The sequence below is a fragment of the Anoxybacillus ayderensis genome, assembly GCF_013761015.1.
In the GTDB taxonomy this organism is placed as follows: Bacteria; Bacillota; Bacilli; order Bacillales; family Anoxybacillaceae; genus Anoxybacillus; species Anoxybacillus ayderensis.
Genome location: NZ_JACDUV010000003.1, coordinates 62,923 through 81,080, shown reverse-complemented (window position 1 = coordinate 81,080; position 18,158 = coordinate 62,923). Strand labels below are relative to the sequence as shown.

Genomic DNA, 18,158 nt, shown 5'->3' with positions numbered 1-18,158 from the left:
TTTAAAACAACTCCTTGCATTTTGTATAAACTTCGTGCGGTAAGAACGGGTTGCCATCATACTTCAACACGTTAAATACTTTCTCAGCATGTCCAACGTTCATTTTTAAGATGTTGGCAAGTTGTCCTGTTGCGTTATTTTCAACAACAACAACTTTTTTCGCTGATTGCACAAGCGGCAACATTTCTTCCGTCGGGAACGGATGAATGAGACGAACGTGAGCATGGTTCACTTTTATACCATCGCGTTCTAATCGTTCCATCGCCTCTTCAATCGCCCCGCGCGTCGAGTTAAATCCGACAATTAATATATCTGCTTCTTCATGCTTCACATGTTTATGAACTGGTGTCGGAAATTGAATATGTTTTAACTTGCGTAAACGCTTATCCATTTGTGCAATACGGTTCGCTGCTACTTCAGAAGGACGACCTGTTTCATCGTGCTCAACACCTGTCACATGGTGAATACCGTTTTTCATTCCCGGCAATACGCGTGGTGACACACCGTCTTCAGTCACTTCATATCGTTTGAAGCAACCTTTGTCCGGAATTTCAGGCAGTTCTCCTGTGACAAGCTTGCCGCGACGAATTTCAATTTTGTCGTACTCTAGCGGCTCAACAGTTTGCTTTCCTAGCGAAAGTTGTAAGTCTGTTAAAACGATGACTGGGCATTGATACTCTTCTGCAATATTAAACGCTTCGACCATATCGTAAAACGCTTCTTGTACAGTGCTTGGAGCGATGACTACTTTCGGAATCTCGCCATGTGTACCGTAAATCATTGCCATTAAATCTGACTGCTCTTGTTTCGTCGGAAGACCTGTACTCGGACCACCGCGTTGCGTATCAACAATGACAATCGGCGTTTCTGTAATTCCAGCTAATCCGATCGCTTCCATCATGAGCGAAAGGCCCGGTCCAGCCGAAGCTGTCAACGTACGCACACCCGCATAGTTTGCACCAATAGCCATTGTACAAGCAGCGATTTCATCTTCTGTTTGAATGACCGTACCACCAAACTGCGGAAGCTTTTTAATTAAATATTCCATAATCTCAGATGCCGGTGTAATTGGATAAGCCGCCATAAAACGTGCACCGCCAGCAAGTGCGCCAAGCGCAATCGCGTCGTTTCCAATCATAAACATTCTCTTTTTGCCATCTGCTTTTTCAAGCTGCATTAATTGAATATTGTCGCCAAGCTGTTCACGCATAAACTGAGCGCCCGCTCTGATCGCTTCCATATTTTTTGCAACAACTTGTTCACCTTTGCGACCGAAAATCTCCTGAACGACCCCTTCATATACGCTAATATCGAGACCGAGTACTGCGCTAGAAGCTCCGACTGCAACCATGTTTTTCATTAATGCTGTTCCTAATTCTGTTGCAATATCTGTAAATGGAACCGCATACAACGTAGCTCTTGACTCGTCCGGAATCGTCGGATTAAACTTCGCGTCTGCGATGACGATCCCACCTTGACGTAACTCATGAAAGTTGAAATCAATTGTTTCTTGGTCAAAAGCTACTAATATATCAAGATCATCGGCAATCGAACGAACTTGTGTCGTGCTAACACGAATTTTATTGTTCGTGTGGCCACCTTTAATGCGAGATGAAAAGTGGCGATAACCGTATAAATAGTAGCCTAGTCGGTTGAGCGCAATGGAGAATATCTCTCCCGTACTTTCAATACCTTCCCCTTGTTGTCCTCCAACTTTCCACGAAAGTTGACTAATCATGTCTTACACCCCTTTAAAGTTCCATCAATTGTAACGTAACGTTTTACGATTATAAGTGTAGCACTTTTCCAAAAAAAGCTCTACCATTTCGCTTAATAAATTTTTTGAAAAATTTCATATACTAAACGCTTTCATTCTAGCCCTATTGAAAAAAAATTGCAACATATTTGTTACAAAAATGTGAATTTTTCTTCCGATTTTATTGGGGGATTCGCTCATAAAAATTACAAAACAAAAATTTTTTTACCTGTTCCTCTTTAAAATGCTTTAACAATTCATCAATGAAATGCGGATAATGAGAAACATTTTCCAATTGATCAACCGTTTCAAAAATACCGTCAAAATCAGATCCAAAACCGATGTGATTTTCTCCACCTAACGAACAAATATGATCGACATGCCGTAATACATCTGTCACCGTTGTCGTATGGGCATCGTGACGCAAAAATTGCGGAACAAACGTCACACCGATGACTCCATTTTTCTTAATGAGCGCTTGAATTTGATCATCACGCAAATTGCGAGGATGCGGACAAAGCGTATATGCATTCGAATGTGAAGCGATCGGATAGTGAGCTAATTCCATAACATCCCAAAACGCTCGTTCACTTAAATGAGATACATCTGTCCAACACTGTTGTTCATTTAATAATTGAACGACTTCTTTTCCGAATCTCGTTAATCCTCCTCCACGTTGCTCTAGAGCACCGTCTGCTACCATATTCGCATCATTCCACGTTAAACCAACAGAACGAACACCGAGGCGAAGAAGTGTGCGCAATTGCGTTAAACTTTCTCCTATAGCTTCACATCCTTCTAATGTGAGCATCGCTCCAATTTCATTCGGTTGTAGTTGATCGATTTCTTTTTTTGAGCGAACAACTTTCATATTCGGTTGCGACACAATTTTCTCGTAAAAATAATCAATCATCTCTAACGCGACAAAAAAGCGTGACTCTGGTCTGACATGTTTCGGAATATAAATCGCAAATCCTTGTACAGTTACACCGGCCTGTTTCAATCCATCGTATGTGACATGTAGCGATGAACTCCGCTCAAACGATACATCTTGGTCACAAAATAGCTGATATAAAACGTCACAATGAGCGTCAAATATACGCACAACGACCCCTCCATACGAACATTCGTCTTTTAGCATATGATAAAAATAACCTGTTTGCTATGTAAGCAAACAGGTTTATGTGTATTAACGCGGTTCAACAATAAGCTTAATTGCTGTCCGCTCTTCCCCATCAATTTGAATGTCCGTAAACGCAGGAATACAAATGAGATCGACTCCGCTCGGTGCTACGAATCCTCGCGCGATCGCTACTGCCTTAACGGCCTGATTTAATGCACCTGCGCCAATGGCTTGAATTTCAGCTGCACCGCGTTCTCTTAACACGCCTGCAAGTGCACCAGCTACGGAATTAGGATTAGATTTTGCTGAAACTTTTAATATTTCCATTTCTAGCTCCTCCTCGTTTCTAACAATTGCTTATGAAAAGTTGTACTGTTCATTATATATTCGCCCCTGTTTGCTCGTATTCCTGCTACGATATGTATTTTTTCAGAAAAATCTTAAAAGAGGAACTAGTCAAAATACGGATGATCGTCATTGATGATAATTCGTTGGATAGACCTTGTTTTTCCACTTTTTTCGTCTATTTCAATGAGCACAGCATTCAATTGTGCCCGACCTGTCGTCACTTCAAATCGAACCGGAAGTCCTGTTAAAAATTTGCGCAATACAGCTTCGCGATCAACCCCTAAAATACCGTCATAAGGACCTGTCATCCCGACATCAGTAATATATCCTGTTCCATTTGGCAAAATGCGCGAGTCAGCTGTTTGAACGTGTGTATGCGTGCCAACTACTGCGCTTACTCGGCCATCTAAATACCATCCCATCGCTTGTTTCTCACTCGTTGCTTCTGCATGAAAATCAACGAGAATAAAAGGAGTTCGCGCAAGCGCCATCTCGACTAATTCATCCGCTTTTTTAAACGGGCAATCGATCGCTGGTAAAAATGTTCTTCCTTGTAAGCTAATGATCGCTACCTCATATCCTTCCACATGAACGAATACGATCCCTTTTCCAGGTGTACCTATTGGAAAATTGGCTGGACGAACGAGCACTTTCGCTTGGTCAATAAATTCGAAAACTTCACGATTATCCCACGCGTGATTGCCAAGCGTTACTACATGCACTCCTATCTCTACAAAACGACGGTATATTTTTTCGGTAATCCCTTTTCCGCCCGCTGCATTTTCACCGTTCACAACAATGACATGGGGCTTATATTTTGCTTTCAGTTTCGGCACATATTCATCAATCATTTTTCGTCCCGGTTGTCCTACGACATCACCGATAAATAATATTTTCATCGTACTACCCTTTCTATGCTCATGATCTCTATTTTTCAGTTTCGCACAAAATAAAGCATTTATCAATACGAAAAAGCTACCCCGAATAAGGAGTAGCTTTTACTTTGCGTATTCAACAGCTCGTGTTTCGCGAATCACCGTGACTTTAATATGCCCTGGGTAATCAAGCTCTTCTTCGATACGCTTGCGAATATCACGCGCTAAACGGTGCGCTTCCAAGTCATCAATTAGATCTGGCTTAACCATGATACGAATTTCACGTCCAGCTTGGATAGCATATGATTTTTCAACACCTTCATACGACTCAGCAATTTCTTCAAGCTTCTCAAGTCGACGAATGTAGTTTTCCAATGTTTCGCTACGAGCGCCTGGTCGAGCAGCAGATAAAGCGTCTGCAGCAGCGACAAGAACAGCGATAATCGACGTCGGTTCCGTATCGCCATGATGGGAAGCAATACTGTTAATGACAACCGGATGCTCTTTATATTTCGTCGCGAGCTCTACCCCGATTTCGACATGGCTTCCTTCTACTTCATGGTCAACAGCTTTTCCGATGTCATGAAGGAGACCTGCTCGTCTTGCGAGCATTTCATCTTCCCCTAACTCAGCTGCCATTAAACCAGCTAAATATGCAACTTCCATCGAATGTTTAAGCACATTTTGTCCATAGCTTGTACGGAACTTCAAACGCCCTAAAATTTTAATTAAATCTGGATGCAATCCGTGGACACCAACTTCAAACGTCGTTTGTTCTCCCACTTCACGAATATGCTCATCCACTTCTCTTCTCGCCTTCTCGACCATCTCTTCAATTCGTGCTGGATGGATACGCCCGTCTTGAACGAGCTTATCTAGCGCGATACGCGCTGTTTCACGACGGATCGGATCAAAACCAGATAAAATGACCGCTTCTGGCGTATCATCAATGATAAGGTCAATACCTGTTAACGTTTCTAATGTACGAATGTTACGCCCTTCACGTCCGATGATTCGGCCTTTCATTTCGTCATTCGGCAAGTTCACAACAGATACAGTTGTTTCTGCTACATGATCAGCAGCACAACGTTGAATGGCAAGCGATAAAATTTCTTTTGCTTTTTTATCCGCTTCTTCTTTCGCTTTCGTTTCTGCTTCTTTAACCATGAGCGCAATTTCATGCGAAAGTTCTTTTTCTACACGCTCTAAAATGATTTGGCGTGCATCATCACGCGTCAAACTAGAAATGCGCTCTAGCTCAGCTTGTTCTTTTCGAACGAGTTCTTCCACTTTGCTTTCCATCTCTTCAATATGCTGTTGTCTTTCATTCAGAGAATTCTCTTTCTTTTCAAGCAATGCTTCTCGCTTGTTTAACGCTTCATCCTTTCGATCGAGATTCTCTTCCTTTTGCAACAAACGGTTTTCCTGTTTTTGTAACTCACTTCTTCGTTCGCGAATTTCTCGTTCTGCTTCAACGCGAAGTTTGTGAATCTCATCCTTTGCTTCAAGAAGCGCCTCTTTTTTCAATGCGTCTGCTTCTCGTTTCGCTTCTTCGATCATTTGTTTGGCAGCTGCTTGTGCACCACCAATTTTTGCCTCGGCAATGGATTTACGAACAAAAAAGCCAACAACTGCACCGACGACTAGGGCAAGCAAAGCGGAGATGATCGTTTCACCCATTGTCCTCACCTCCTCTTGCTATAAATTCGTTACTTCATCAATGTCGGCATGTACATTGCAACCATTCAACATACACTTCAAAATTGTCAAATATACATGTACATTTTAAAGGTGGCCTTCCATATTGTCAAGGCTTGTCATTGTGGGAAAGCGTTTCATATCGCTTTATTTTCCAAAAAAAGAGGGTGTTCCAAAAATAACGGAGCACCCTTTCCATAACTATATATGCACATGATCACTTTTTTATTGAAGCAAGGCGACCTTTTTATTATTCTAAAAAGTCTAGATCATCTTCGCGCACAGATGTCGTCGATGCCCCTGCTGTAATGCCATAATGTTGGCGAATTTCACGCGCAATTTCTTCCATAATGTGTGGATTTTCCTTTAAAAATTGTTTTGCATTTTCTCGTCCTTGTCCTAGTCGCTCATCTTTATATGAATACCAAGCGCCACTTTTTTGAATAATGTCGAGTTCAGCACCCATATCAATAATTTCGCCTTCTTTTGAAATTCCTTCGCCATACATAATATCTACATCCGCTGTTTTAAACGGCGGCGCCACTTTGTTTTTCACAACTTTAATTTTCGTCTTATTTCCAACCATGTCGTTGCCTTGTTTAATTTGTTCTGCACGACGCACTTCTAAACGAACAGACGCATAAAACTTCAATGCACGGCCTCCAGGAGTTGTCTCTGGGTTCCCGAACATAACTCCTACTTTTTCCCTTATTTGGTTAATGAAGATAGCGATCGTTTTAGATTTGTTGATGGCGCCCGATAGTTTACGTAACGCTTGGGACATGAGTCGCGCCTGCAATCCAACGTGAGAATCGCCCATTTCTCCTTCAATTTCTGCCTTCGGAACAAGAGCTGCGACTGAGTCAATGACGATAATGTCAACTGCCCCGCTTCGCACAAGCGCTTCGGCGATTTCTAACGCTTGCTCCCCTGTATCTGGCTGTGAAAGCAACAATTCATCGATATTGACCCCTAATTTTTCAGCATAAATAGGGTCTAACGCATGTTCCGCATCAATAAATGCAGCTTGACCCCCTTGCTTTTGCACTTCTGCAATCGCATGAAGGGCAACCGTTGTTTTCCCCGAAGACTCCGGACCGTAAATTTCAATAATACGTCCGCGCGGATATCCTCCTACGCCTAGCGCAATATCAAGGGCAAGAGAGCCGCTCGATACAGTCGAAATTTGACGATCTGTTTGCTCCCCTAGCTTCATAATTGAACCTTTTCCAAACTGTTTCTCAATTTGCTTTAACGCTTGTTCTAATGCTGCTTGACGATCGTTCAAAGAAACTCCTCCTTTTGCTCGTGAAAAATAAAGCAGTAACTGCTACTTATTACTATACAGCTTTTCTATTTATTTGCCAAGAAAAAATCGAATAAGTGTTCGTAAATTAATGTAGCAGCTGTAGTAAATAATAACAACCATATTTCGCTGTACGCATCCGAATCGCTTGGCGTCCGCCTGATAATGTAAGAGCAAATGTCTTTGTCCCTTGTTCTGTTGCAATCCCTATCCATACCGTTCCTACCGGCTTTCCTTCCAACTCGTCCGGTCCTGCAACACCTGTAAAACTAATACCGATATCGCTTCCGCAAAGCTTTCGAACATTTTCTGCCATCAACTGTGCGCATCGTTCACTAACTGCCCCCTCCGTTTGTAATACTTCTTTCGGCACATGGAGCACATTTTCCTTTATTTCATTCGTATAACAAACAACTCCCCCCGCGATAACTGTAGAAGCCGTTGGAAGTGCTGTCATTTCTCCCAAAAATAAACCTCCCGTTAAACTTTCAGCAACAGCGAGCGTCTGATTTTTTTCTTTTAATGTAGCTAACAATTTGCTAAACAACGTTTCATCATTATAACCGTAAAAGTAAGGACGAACGCGGGCTAAAATGTTTTGCTCCAACTCATCAATGAGCCGCTTTGCTTCTTCTTCACGCTCATGTTTCGCTGTTAAGCGAAGAGTTACTTCACCATCAGACGCCAGTGGAGCAATCGTCGGATTTGTTTGAGCATCGATGAAATCCTCGATTTCTGCTTCTAACTGTGATTCACCGATATGAAAAAAGCGGAGAACACGTGAAACAATTTTCTCGCGAACATGACGTTTTTGCAATAAAAAAGGACGTCCATATTTGATGAACATCGGTTGCATTTCTTTTGGCGGTCCCGGGAGGAGCATGTACGTGATGTGATCAACAGTAAGTGCCATTCCCGGAGCCATCCCATGTTCATTTTTTAACACATAACTTCCTTCCAACACGAGCGCCTGTTTTCGATTGTTCGGGGACATTGGGCGCTTCGTTTTCGCAAAATAATCACAAATAGAACGCCATGCTTCTTCATCTAAAACGAGCGATTTATTTAACATGTTTGCAATCGTTTCTTTCGTTAAATCGTCTTTTGTCGGACCAAGTCCCCCTGTGAAAATGATTAAGTTCGAGCGTTGCTTCGCTACTTCAATCGCATGTGTAAGCCTTTGAGGGTTATCGCCAACAACCGTATGGTAATACACATCTATTCCTATTTCAGCTAATTGTTGCGATAAAAACTGAGCGTTCGTATTTGCAATTTGACCAAGTAAAAGTTCTGAACCGACCGCAATAAGTTCTGCTTTCATCTTTCTCCCATCCCTTTTTATTTACTTTGAATGACGAAATGCGTGTTTATTTTTCGCAAAGTAATCCCATCCTGACCAAATCGTGAAAACAAGTGCAACCCACAACGAAATGTCCGCAAACGGAAACGACAAAAGTGAAAAAGGAAGATTATGCAAAAGGAGAGCAGCAATCGCTACAATTTGCGTCCACGTTTTAATTTTTCCAAGCATATTCGCTGCGACCACTTCACCTTCTCCCGCTAAAACAAGCCGTAATCCGGTTACAGCAAATTCACGGCTAATAATGACAATGACGATCCATGCGGGAGCTAAGCCTAATTGGACAAGCGCAATGAGCGCAGCAGATACAAGTAATTTATCTGCGAGAGGGTCAAGAAACTTCCCTAAATTCGTTACTAATCCATATTTTCGTGCATAGTATCCGTCAACCCAATCTGTTGTTGATGCGATAATAAAAATAAGCGCAGCTATGGCGTGTGTTACTGGCAGCTGTTCTGTTCCGATTTGAATCACACCGAAATCAATCGGTGCCAACAGAAAAATAAGGAAGAAAGGAATAAGAAGCATTCGCGCAATCGTAATTTGATTCGGTATATTCACAACACTTACCTCCAACACTTCATCCGACATTATTGTTTTTTATACAGAATAGTAATATCTTGGCGCACATGATCGTTTGGATTGACAGGATATTCAAGCGTCTGCCCGTTTATTTTTACTTCTGCATTCAATGTTTGTCCGATGACTAACAATACCTCTGTTTCATTTGTTAAATCAAATGTTTCAGATTGATTCGCATACATCATTTTCCGTGCAAACGCCTTTCCTTTTCCGTTTTTCACTTCAATCCAAGCGTCACCTTTTGTTGCAATGTCAATGATCAATTGCTCTCCTGTCACTTCAAGTGTCGATCTTCTCCCGTTCGTTTCAATTACTTTAACTGTCGCTTCTAATGGTTGTTCCTGCTGTTCATTTTCTCCTTCGTTTTCAGACTGTTGCTCACTTTGTTTTTCCGGTTGTTGCTCGTTTGCTTGCTCGGACTGTTCAAATTCTGTCTTTTCGTTAATCACTTGCTCTTGTGGTTTTTCGTTTACGGTCCGATTTTGGAAAAAAAACCAAAGAACAACAGCCACTCCAATCACTAATGTACCGATCAAAATTTTCGGAAGAACATCGAGCACTTTTGCGCCTTGTTCTGATAATTGTCGCGATTTTACACGCGATAGTTCGCCAGGAAGCTCTTCTTGTTGGGCATTTGGAATTTCGTTTGCATATTGCTCAAACAGTTCGTCAGCATCGAGACCGACTGCCTCGGCATATTGCCGAATAAATGCCCGAACATAAAATTTCCCTGGCATAATGACATAATTTCCTTGTTCAATTGCGATTAAATATCGTTTTTGAATTTTAGTGATTTCTTGCAAATCATCTAAACTCATATGACGTTGTTCTCTCGCTTCTTTCAAACGCTTCCCTAACTCTGTCAACGGAAACACCTTCCATCTTTAAAAATCAATATTTGAAAATCCGTCATTTCCAAAAAATGAGGACTGATCAACGAGATCATACGTAATCTCCTCATCTGCATCGTGACGCAATTCAATGATATAATCAAAGTCATCGAGCTTATATTCTGTATGCCTTACAAAAATATCTGGATGTTCAATCACTTTCGTCGCCGGTAGACGCATGAGCTCACGAATGAGTTGCCAATGTCGCTCGTTTGACCGACGCGTCGAAACAATCCCGTCAATAATAAAAACATTATTTTCGCTATATTCATCTTCGATTAATTGGCTACGAATCGTCTGTTTAATTAATGTAGAAGAAACAAACAACCAACGCTTGTTTGCACACACGCTCGCAGCTACGATCGATTCCGTTTTCCCCACGCGTGGCATGCCGCGAATTCCAATTAACTTATGCCCCTCTTGTTTAAATAGCTCTGCCATAAAATCAACGAGCAAACCTAACTCGTCTCTGACAAAGCGAAACGTCTTTTTGTCATCAGCATCGCGCTGAATATAACGCCCGTGCCGAACAGCAAGACGGTCGCGAAGCTTCGGTTCACGTAATTTCGTTACTGTAATATCTTCCATCGTCGCTAAAATGGACTGTAAACGCTCAATTTGTTCATGACTTTTACATAGCAAAAGCATACCTCGCCGCGAATCATCCACTCCGTTGATCGTGACGATATTAATGGAAAGCATACCAAGGAGCGATGCGATATCTCCTAACAACCCCGGGCGATTCATATGTATTTCATACTCTAAATACCATTCTTTTTTCTCCATATACCCCTTCTCCCCTTTACGTTACACGATGCGATCATTTAAGCAACGCTTTGTCGAAACACGCATGTATGTTTATTTTACCATTTGAATGCGAGAATGAAAAGAATGGACGACGGTTTTTTGTGAACAGATAAACATAGTAAAACAAGCTGGTGGACATCACCAGCTTGCGCCTACATGACTTATTTATTTTGGACAAGTTTAATCATCATGTTTGCAATAGCATGTTGCTCTTGCTCATTTGCGACATGCCACAAATCGGCAAGTACACGTTCTTCTGGGTTTTTCGGATCGACTTGTTTCGCCAAATAATCCCCAATTTGATAAGCAATATCCGAAATGACTTGCTGGTTCATCCCTTGCTCTTGTGCTTGATGAAGACGATCAGCTAAAAAGCTTTTCCATTGTTCAAAATTATCAAGAACAGACATATGCAAACCTCCTTGAAATTCGTTTCAAGAACAGTTTGCCTCACAACATAAAAAATTATGCTTGCTTAACAATACCAACCGCCATTTACAGATAAAATTTGTCCTGTAATATACGATGCATGATCAGAAATTAAAAATGACACAGCTTTTGCCACATCTTCCGGCTTCCCTACTCGTCCGAGTGGAATATCATCAATTAGCGCTTGAATTTCTTCTTCAGTGAACTCATGAAGCATCGGCGTATCAATAGCCCCTGGAGCGATCGCATTGACTCTTATGCCACTTGGAGCAACTTCTTTTGCTAACGCTTTAACAAATGTATTTTGCGCACCTTTTACCATCGAATATAACACTTCGCAAGACGCACCTGTTAGTCCCCAAATGGATGAAATGACTACAATTTGTCCACGACGTTGTTGAATCATAGAAGGCAACAGTCGTTTTGTCAGTAAAAATGGACTTGTTACATGTAGTTGCACCATTTGTTCTACTTGTTCATTGGTCATGTCCGTCATCAATCCATACGCACTCATTCCACTATTATGAATGAGCACGTCAATAGGATGGAAAATAGAAGACATTAACACATCTACCCCAGAAGGATGAGATAAATCAGCTTGAATGGCATACGTGTCTGTTGATAGTTCTTTCATTATATGTCGAACAGATTGTTCATTTTTGTAGTAATGTAAGTATAAACTATACCCATCTTTAGCAAGCTGCCGAGCAATTTCTTGCCCAATTCCCCCGCTCGCTCCCGTAATTAAAGCATATTTCATCTCATTTCACCTTTTCGGAACAACTTGACATACAGTAAACTGTTCGCCAACAAAACATTCGCGAGCGACCGTTTTTAAATCGTCAGATGTTAATGATTGTAACGTTTCTACAACATCGAACAAACTCATATGATCAAACGCATACCGAGTAAACTGATTTGCAATATATTCAAGAGAATTTAACGAGCGTAAAAATGTGCCGATTTTTTTTCTTTTCATTCGTTCGACTTGCTCATCATCAATATCATCAAACTCTAAAAGAATGCGCTGAATTTCTGTCGCTAATTGATCGGGCTGTGATGTGTCACCGCCAACTAGGCCGAACCCAAAATCACTTTCTTCCGTATAGTCAACCATAAATGTTTCGTCAATTAATCCTTGTTGATACAACCGCTCATAATGTGTGGAGCTTTTCCCAAATAAATAGTCGAGCAATAAACCGATGGCACATTCGTGTTTCAGCTTTTCTTTTCCTTTTGTATATACGTTGTTCGCTTTTATACCAACGAAACATTTTGATGTTTGCACGTTCATTTCAATGACATGTCGTTCACGAGCAACATGAGTCGGCTCCTCATAACGAAATCGCTCGATCTCTGCTGGCGGACGGAACGTTTTTTTCGCTTGATTCGTTCGAATTTGTTCAAGTATAGCCGATGGATCAATAGGACCTGTAACAAACAATAACATGTTGCTCGGATGATAAAACGTTTCATAACACTCATATAATAAGTCTTTCGTAATGTGTGAAATCGACTCTACCGTTCCCGCAATATCAATTTTTACGGGATGGTGATGATACATGCTTTCGATTGTCCCAAAATACAAACGCCAATCTGGATTGTCATCATACATGCGAATTTCTTGACCGATAATCCCTTTTTCCTTTTCAACCGTTTGTTCTGTAAAATACGGCTCTTGCACGAAATCAAGTAACGTTTCTAAATTTTTTTCTACATTTGTTGTACTAGAAAATAAATAGGCGGTGCGTGTGAAAGACGTAAAAGCATTCGCAGATGCCCCTTGTTTGCTAAACGTTTGAAATACATCGCCATCTTCTTTTTCAAACAATTTATGTTCTAAAAAATGAGCGATGCCATCCGGTACTTTTTTCATCGTTGTTTTTCCGTATGGGGTAAAGTAGTTATCCACCGAACCGTATTTCGTTGTAAACGTCGCATATGTTTTGTTAAATTCTTTTTTTGGCAAAATGTAAACATCTAATCCATTGTTTAGACGTTCATAAAATAATTGTTCCTGTAATTGATCGTGGTGAATGATTTTCATTTTTTCTCACCTTCCTTCTCCGTTAAAAAATAAATCGTATCTAATTCAATTTTTTTTCCCACACGAACGATATCTTCTCGCGTCACTTTTTCAATTCCTTCGAGCCATTGCTGTAACGGACGTTGATTTGTTGCAATGACATTATGATAAGACATTTCGATCATTCCTCTTGCGGTATCGATCGTTTCTAATAGTTGATTACGAATGACCGCTTTTGTTTGAACGATCTCTTCATCGCTAAATTGTCCGTTACGCATCGCTTCTGCTTGGGCATGAATGATTTCGAGCGCACGTTCATATTTGCTTGGGTCAATTCCTGCCATGACCATCATCATTCCTTGGTGACTTTCAATACGTGAAGCTGCATAATAAGCTAAACTCGCTTTTTCGCGCACATTAATAAACAATTTTGAATGTGCAAATCCTCCAAATATCCCATTCCATACTTGTAACGCATCATAATCTGGATCGTTATATGTCGTGTTCGTTCGATAGCCGAGATGGAGCTTCCCTTGTTTTACATCTTGTTTTTCTACAACTTCTTGCACATCTGTTCGTATTGTGATCGTCGGTGTCGCTATTGAACGCGGCGGGCGCACTTCTAACGAAAAACGTTCAGCCACATCATGTTCTACATGCGCTAACATGACATCCCCAACGATGTATAAATCTATTTCATCGTGTTTCAACATGTGCTCATAATGTTCATATAAACGTTTAGCGTCAATCGAATCGACATCCTCTAGTTTACCGTGAACATCGAGCGCATAAGGTGAACCTTTATACATTTCTTCCATGAGTCGATGTTGAGCATATCGCATTTTATCGTCAAACAACGATTGAATTTTTTGTTTCAATGCTCGTTTCTCCTGTTCAACGATCGCAACAGAAAATCCATCTCCCTCGGTAAACGGACGAAATAGCATGTCGCTAAATAACGTCAACGCTTCACGTAATAATGGGGATGTGTCACCTAAAAATTTTTCGTTTGCAATATCCATTCGAATAGTAATAATATGATTTTCTCCTTTTTTCGCTAAATCAACTTGTAAAGTAGCACCATATAGTTCGTCTAAATATGTACGTAACGCTTTCATCGACGGATGCCGCTCGGTAGCGTTTTGTAGTACGTATGGAACAAGGGCTCGCATCGTTACATCTTTTTCACATAACGGCGCTTTCATCTTTAATACGAGCGTATTTGTTTTATATTTTTTTGTCGGAATGACATGAAGACGAAGACCGCCTATCGTTTTTACTTCTTCTTGAAACATACAATCACTCCTTTTTATTTTATAGCCTCGACATTTTTGATCGCTCTTATCCGCTAAATAAATCGGATGATAAGTATCGCTCTCCTGTATCTGGTGCCATGCAAAGTACACGTGCATCTTTCGGAAGAGTGCGAGCCACTTGAATAGCACAATAAGCAGCTGCTCCAGCTGAAGCACCAACGAAAATTCCTTCTTCTTTCGCTAATCTTCTTGCCATCATCTGCGCTTCTTCATCTTTGACGAGCAAAATATCATCATACACTGTTCGATTTAAAATGCGCGGAATAAAACCTGGCCCAGTACCAGGAATTTTATGCGACCCCGGTTGCCCACCCGAAAGGACGGGAGACCCATATGGTTCGACCACATAAATACGTAAACGAGGAAATTTTTTCTTCAATTCTTCCCCCGTTCCTGTCACTGTCCCGCCAGTTCCTGCCGTAAGTACAAACGCATCAATCCCATCTGGAAATGCTTCTATAATTTCAAGCGCTGTGCTAGCCCGATGAGCATCTGGATTTGCTTCATTTTCAAATTGCATCGGAATAAAGCTGTTTGGAATGTTCTCCGCAAGCCGATACGCTTCATCAATCGCCCCTTGCATGCGCAAAGCTGCGGGAGTTAAGTACACTTCCGCCCCATATGCTTTCAATAAATTGATCCGTTCTTTCGTTGCATTATCTGGCATCGTAATAATGCAACGATATCCTCTGGCTGCACATACCATCGCTAATCCAATTCCTGTATTTCCTGATGTCGGCTCAATAATTGTGCTTTCATAAGGGACGATTTTCCCTTCTTGTTCTGCTCGTTCAATCATTCGTCTAGCCGCGCGATCTTTCACGCTTCCCCCTGGATTAAAGGATTCAAGCTTTATATATACACTTGCTCCCTCAGGAAAAACAACCCGATTGAGCTTCACAATCGGCGTGTTTCCGATCAGATCGATAATCGATTGATACATCATTTTCCCTTCTTTCTATGTAAACCTTTCCTTTAATTGTACTATATCTCGAAATAACAATGGTGTCGAAACGTTTGAAGAAATGAAAAAAATCAGTTAGAATACATGAGTGGGTATTCGATTATATACGGAGGTTGGTGACAAAATGAAAAAATGGGCAGCTCTTTTATTCGTATTTCTTTTCATCATAAGCGGATGTGCACAAGGAGGCTACACAAACATTTCTGTTGATAAAGCAGCACAAATGATCCAAAAAGGAGACGTTGTTGTTCTTGATGTTCGAACAGAAGAAGAATACGCTTCTGGTCATATTCCAGGCGCGATTTTACTTCCTTTACAACAACTGAAAGAGCGCATAAATGAACTGAAAAAAGACGAGACATATATCGTTGTTTGTCGTTCAGGTAATCGCTCAGCGCAAGCAAGCGAATTACTAGTAAAAGAAGGGTTTACAAACGTATATAATATGACTGGCGGCATGAACGAGTGGAATGGTGATGTTGAAAAATAGGAGACAGTCCTCCTATTTTTCAAACGAAAACGATATACGTTTTTCTTTTTCATCCCATATAAGCGCAGCGTTAAACGTCCTTTCTCCCTTTTTAAATCCTTTAATAACATTCGTTTTTCCTTCAGTTAACAATTTTTTAATATTCGTTTGTGAAATGGATTTTCCTAACATCGTTTTTGAAATCGTAAATGAGCACTTTGTTTTTGTATAGTTGACACAGCCGTAAAACGAGCCTTTATCAATGACCGAGCCCCCACAAAGCTTACAAGTCCCAACATGTTTTCCGATCGTTGTTTTTTTCTTTCGCTGAATCGAAGCCGTATCAAGCCCTTCAAACGACCAGCTGCTTGCCATTTGCACCGCATCTGTTACGATTTTCGCTGCTAATTTTTTGACTTGTTCCATAAAATGTGTCGCTGACGCCTTTCGTTCACCAATTTCACTTAATCGTTGCTCCCATTTCGCTGTCATCTCGGGTGACGCTAAAATATATGGACCGATGGCTTCAATTAATACTTTTCCTTTATCGGTTGCATATACTTGATTATTTTTTATTTCGATATAGTTTCGCTCCTTTAATGTTGTAATAATGGAGGCGCGCGTCGCTTCCGTCCCGAGTCCTTCTGTTTTTGCTAATACTTTTTCTAGTTGTTCATCGTCTAAAAATTTCCCTGCTGTCTTCATTAACGTGATCAGTTCGCCTTCTGTGTATCGCTTTGGCGGTTGTGTTTTTCCCTCTTTCACATGCACATCATATACCGTTCCTTTTTCTCCCCTTTGTACATTCGGTAAAAGTTGTACATCATCATCTTGTGACATAAGGACGTCCCGCCATCCTGCTTGTATTTGCTTTTTTCCTTTTGAAATGAAACGTGCCCGTCCATCGACAAGAGTAATCATCGTCGTATAGTCAAATACCGCCTCTTCACAATGGGCAGCGATCAAGCGTCGAACGATAAGATCGTAAATATTTCGCTCATCGTGGCTCAGTTTTTCCAAATCTGGAACTTGTTCAGTCGGGATAATGGCGTAGTGATCCGTTACTTTCTTTTCGTTTACATAACGTTTATTATGTAAAATTGAATAATGAGCAAGCGGAAAGTAAGAAGCATACTCTTTCTTTTGCGCAAGCCACTTTAAAATATGTGGGAACGTTTCCGCTTCCCCTTTCGTGACATATTGTGAATCCGAGCGCGGATACGAGACATATCCTTTTTGATATAGCTTTTGTAATATATCAAGCGTTTTTTGTGGTGAATATTTAAATCGCTTGTTGGCTGTTGCTTGTAATGTTGATAAATTAAACAAAAGCGGTGGTAAAAACGTTTTTCGCTCACATGTCACTTCTTCTATCTCTACTTGTTTTCCTCTGCAAAATGCGCTCACCTTTTCGGCGAGTTGCTGATCATATGTTCTTGTTTCATTTTCATGCCACCACTTTCCTTCATATCGTTTTCCATTCACATCAAACGTAGCAACAACTTCCCAAAACGGCTCGGGACGAAACTGTTCAATTTCTTTTTCTCGTCTCACAATTAATGCAAGCGTCGGCGTTTGTACACGCCCGACGGAAAAAACATCATTCATCCCTTTTTGTTTTAATAAAATTGTATACACTCTCGATGCGTTCATACCCACAAGCCAATCGGCACACGTTCGGGCATACGCCTCTTCATATAGCGGACGCGTCTCGTTTTCATCTAACAACTTGCGAAAGCCTTGTTCGATTGCTTTCGGTGTTAACGATGAAATCCAAAGCCGTTTAATCGGTTTTTTGACGCCACTCATATAGATGATATTGCGAATAATTAATTCCCCTTCTCTCCCGGCATCGCCTGCATGAATAATTTCTGTCACTTCTGGCTGACGGAGCAATTGTTTAATGATAGAAAATTGTTTCGCCTTTTTTCGATCCATTTCATATTGAAAACGATCGGGAATGATCGGTAACGTATCTAGTGTCCATCGCTTCCAGCTTGCTTCATACGTTTCTGGGGAAGCTAATTCAAATAAATGTCCAACTGCCCATGTCATATAAGCGCCTGTCGGAAACAGCTCATTCGGTAAAATTTCAATATACCCTTCTCGTTTTTTTGTTTGAAAAATAGATGCAAGCGTTTTTCCTTGATCCGGTTTTTCAGCAATAATAACTTTCATTTTTTCACCCCTTCACGAAAAGAAACCTGCT

At 41.0% G+C, this 18,158-nt stretch carries 17 protein-coding genes; 1 reads left to right on the top strand and 16 read right to left on the bottom strand.

Annotated elements, in window-relative coordinates; all coding sequences use genetic code 11:
- Position 1: 1 nt before the first annotated feature.
- From HNR63_RS04845 to cysK, 15 genes are all read right to left on the bottom strand, one after another.
- On the bottom strand, positions 2-1,738 hold the full coding sequence (locus HNR63_RS04845; RefSeq protein WP_009362672.1) for a 2-oxoacid:acceptor oxidoreductase subunit alpha: 1,737 nt from the start codon (positions 1,736-1,738) through the stop codon (positions 2-4).
- Between the two features lie 199 nt (positions 1,739-1,937).
- Complete coding sequence (locus HNR63_RS04840; protein ID WP_181519979.1) at positions 1,938-2,897, bottom strand: dipeptidase; 960 nt, start codon at positions 2,895-2,897, stop codon at positions 1,938-1,940.
- Between the two features lie 48 nt (positions 2,898-2,945).
- Positions 2,946-3,206, bottom strand: a complete 261-nt coding sequence (spoVS, locus tag HNR63_RS04835) for a stage V sporulation protein SpoVS (RefSeq protein WP_003181955.1) — start codon at positions 3,204-3,206, stop codon at positions 2,946-2,948.
- Positions 3,207-3,331: 125 nt separating this feature from the next.
- A complete protein-coding gene (locus HNR63_RS04830) occupies positions 3,332-4,126 on the bottom strand; it encodes a TIGR00282 family metallophosphoesterase (RefSeq protein WP_021094604.1) in 795 nt (264 codons plus the stop codon).
- 99 nt (positions 4,127-4,225) lie between these two features.
- A complete protein-coding gene (rny, locus tag HNR63_RS04825) occupies positions 4,226-5,782 on the bottom strand; it encodes a ribonuclease Y (protein WP_021094603.1) in 1,557 nt (518 codons plus the stop codon).
- A 268-nt stretch (positions 5,783-6,050) separates the two neighbouring features.
- Positions 6,051-7,088: a recombinase RecA gene (gene recA / locus HNR63_RS04820; RefSeq protein ID WP_181519978.1), complete on the bottom strand. Its 1,038-nt coding sequence runs from the start codon at positions 7,086-7,088 to the stop codon at positions 6,051-6,053.
- Positions 7,089-7,194: 106 nt separating this feature from the next.
- On the bottom strand, positions 7,195-8,427 hold the full coding sequence (locus HNR63_RS04815) for a competence/damage-inducible protein A (protein ID WP_181519977.1): 1,233 nt from the start codon (positions 8,425-8,427) through the stop codon (positions 7,195-7,197).
- A 21-nt stretch (positions 8,428-8,448) separates the two neighbouring features.
- A complete protein-coding gene (gene pgsA, locus HNR63_RS04810) occupies positions 8,449-9,027 on the bottom strand; it encodes a CDP-diacylglycerol--glycerol-3-phosphate 3-phosphatidyltransferase (protein WP_026011787.1) in 579 nt (192 codons plus the stop codon).
- Positions 9,028-9,056: 29 nt separating this feature from the next.
- Positions 9,057-9,923, bottom strand: coding sequence for a helix-turn-helix domain-containing protein (locus tag HNR63_RS04805; RefSeq protein WP_084220253.1), 867 nt, complete (start codon positions 9,921-9,923; stop codon positions 9,057-9,059).
- Between the two features lie 9 nt (positions 9,924-9,932).
- The gene (locus tag HNR63_RS04800) at positions 9,933-10,724 is read right to left on the bottom strand and encodes a DUF3388 domain-containing protein (RefSeq protein WP_009362682.1); all 792 of its coding nucleotides are present in this window, start codon (positions 10,722-10,724) and stop codon (positions 9,933-9,935) included.
- A gap of 182 nt (positions 10,725-10,906) precedes the next feature.
- Positions 10,907-11,155 carry a DUF3243 domain-containing protein gene (locus tag HNR63_RS04795; protein ID WP_009362683.1) on the bottom strand — a complete coding sequence of 83 codons (249 nt, stop codon included), beginning with the start codon at positions 11,153-11,155 and terminating at the stop codon, positions 10,907-10,909.
- Between the two features lie 65 nt (positions 11,156-11,220).
- Positions 11,221-11,934: an elongation factor P 5-aminopentanone reductase gene (ymfI, locus tag HNR63_RS04790; protein WP_085789094.1), complete on the bottom strand. Its 714-nt coding sequence runs from the start codon at positions 11,932-11,934 to the stop codon at positions 11,221-11,223.
- A 6-nt stretch (positions 11,935-11,940) separates the two neighbouring features.
- Positions 11,941-13,221 (bottom strand): EF-P 5-aminopentanol modification-associated protein YfmH, encoded by a 1,281-nt coding sequence (yfmH, locus tag HNR63_RS04785; protein ID WP_181519976.1) that lies wholly within the window; start codon positions 13,219-13,221, stop codon positions 11,941-11,943.
- Positions 13,218-14,495, bottom strand: a complete 1,278-nt coding sequence (gene yfmF, locus HNR63_RS04780; RefSeq protein WP_181519975.1) for an EF-P 5-aminopentanol modification-associated protein YfmF — start codon at positions 14,493-14,495, stop codon at positions 13,218-13,220. The genes yfmH and yfmF overlap by 4 nt, the downstream gene beginning before the upstream one ends.
- A 46-nt stretch (positions 14,496-14,541) precedes the next feature.
- Positions 14,542-15,462 (bottom strand): cysteine synthase A, encoded by a 921-nt coding sequence (cysK, locus tag HNR63_RS04775; protein WP_181519974.1) that lies wholly within the window; start codon positions 15,460-15,462, stop codon positions 14,542-14,544.
- Between the two features lie 142 nt (positions 15,463-15,604).
- Here cysK and HNR63_RS04770 point away from each other — a divergent pair, with 142 nt between their 5' ends.
- On the top strand, positions 15,605-15,970 hold the full coding sequence (locus HNR63_RS04770; protein ID WP_085789090.1) for a rhodanese-like domain-containing protein: 366 nt from the start codon (positions 15,605-15,607) through the stop codon (positions 15,968-15,970).
- 12 nt (positions 15,971-15,982) lie between these two features.
- Here the strand turns inward: HNR63_RS04770 and HNR63_RS04765 are convergent, their stop codons facing one another.
- Complete coding sequence (locus HNR63_RS04765) at positions 15,983-18,127, bottom strand: DNA topoisomerase III (protein ID WP_181519973.1); 2,145 nt, start codon at positions 18,125-18,127, stop codon at positions 15,983-15,985.
- Between the last annotated feature and the right edge of the window lie 31 nt (positions 18,128-18,158).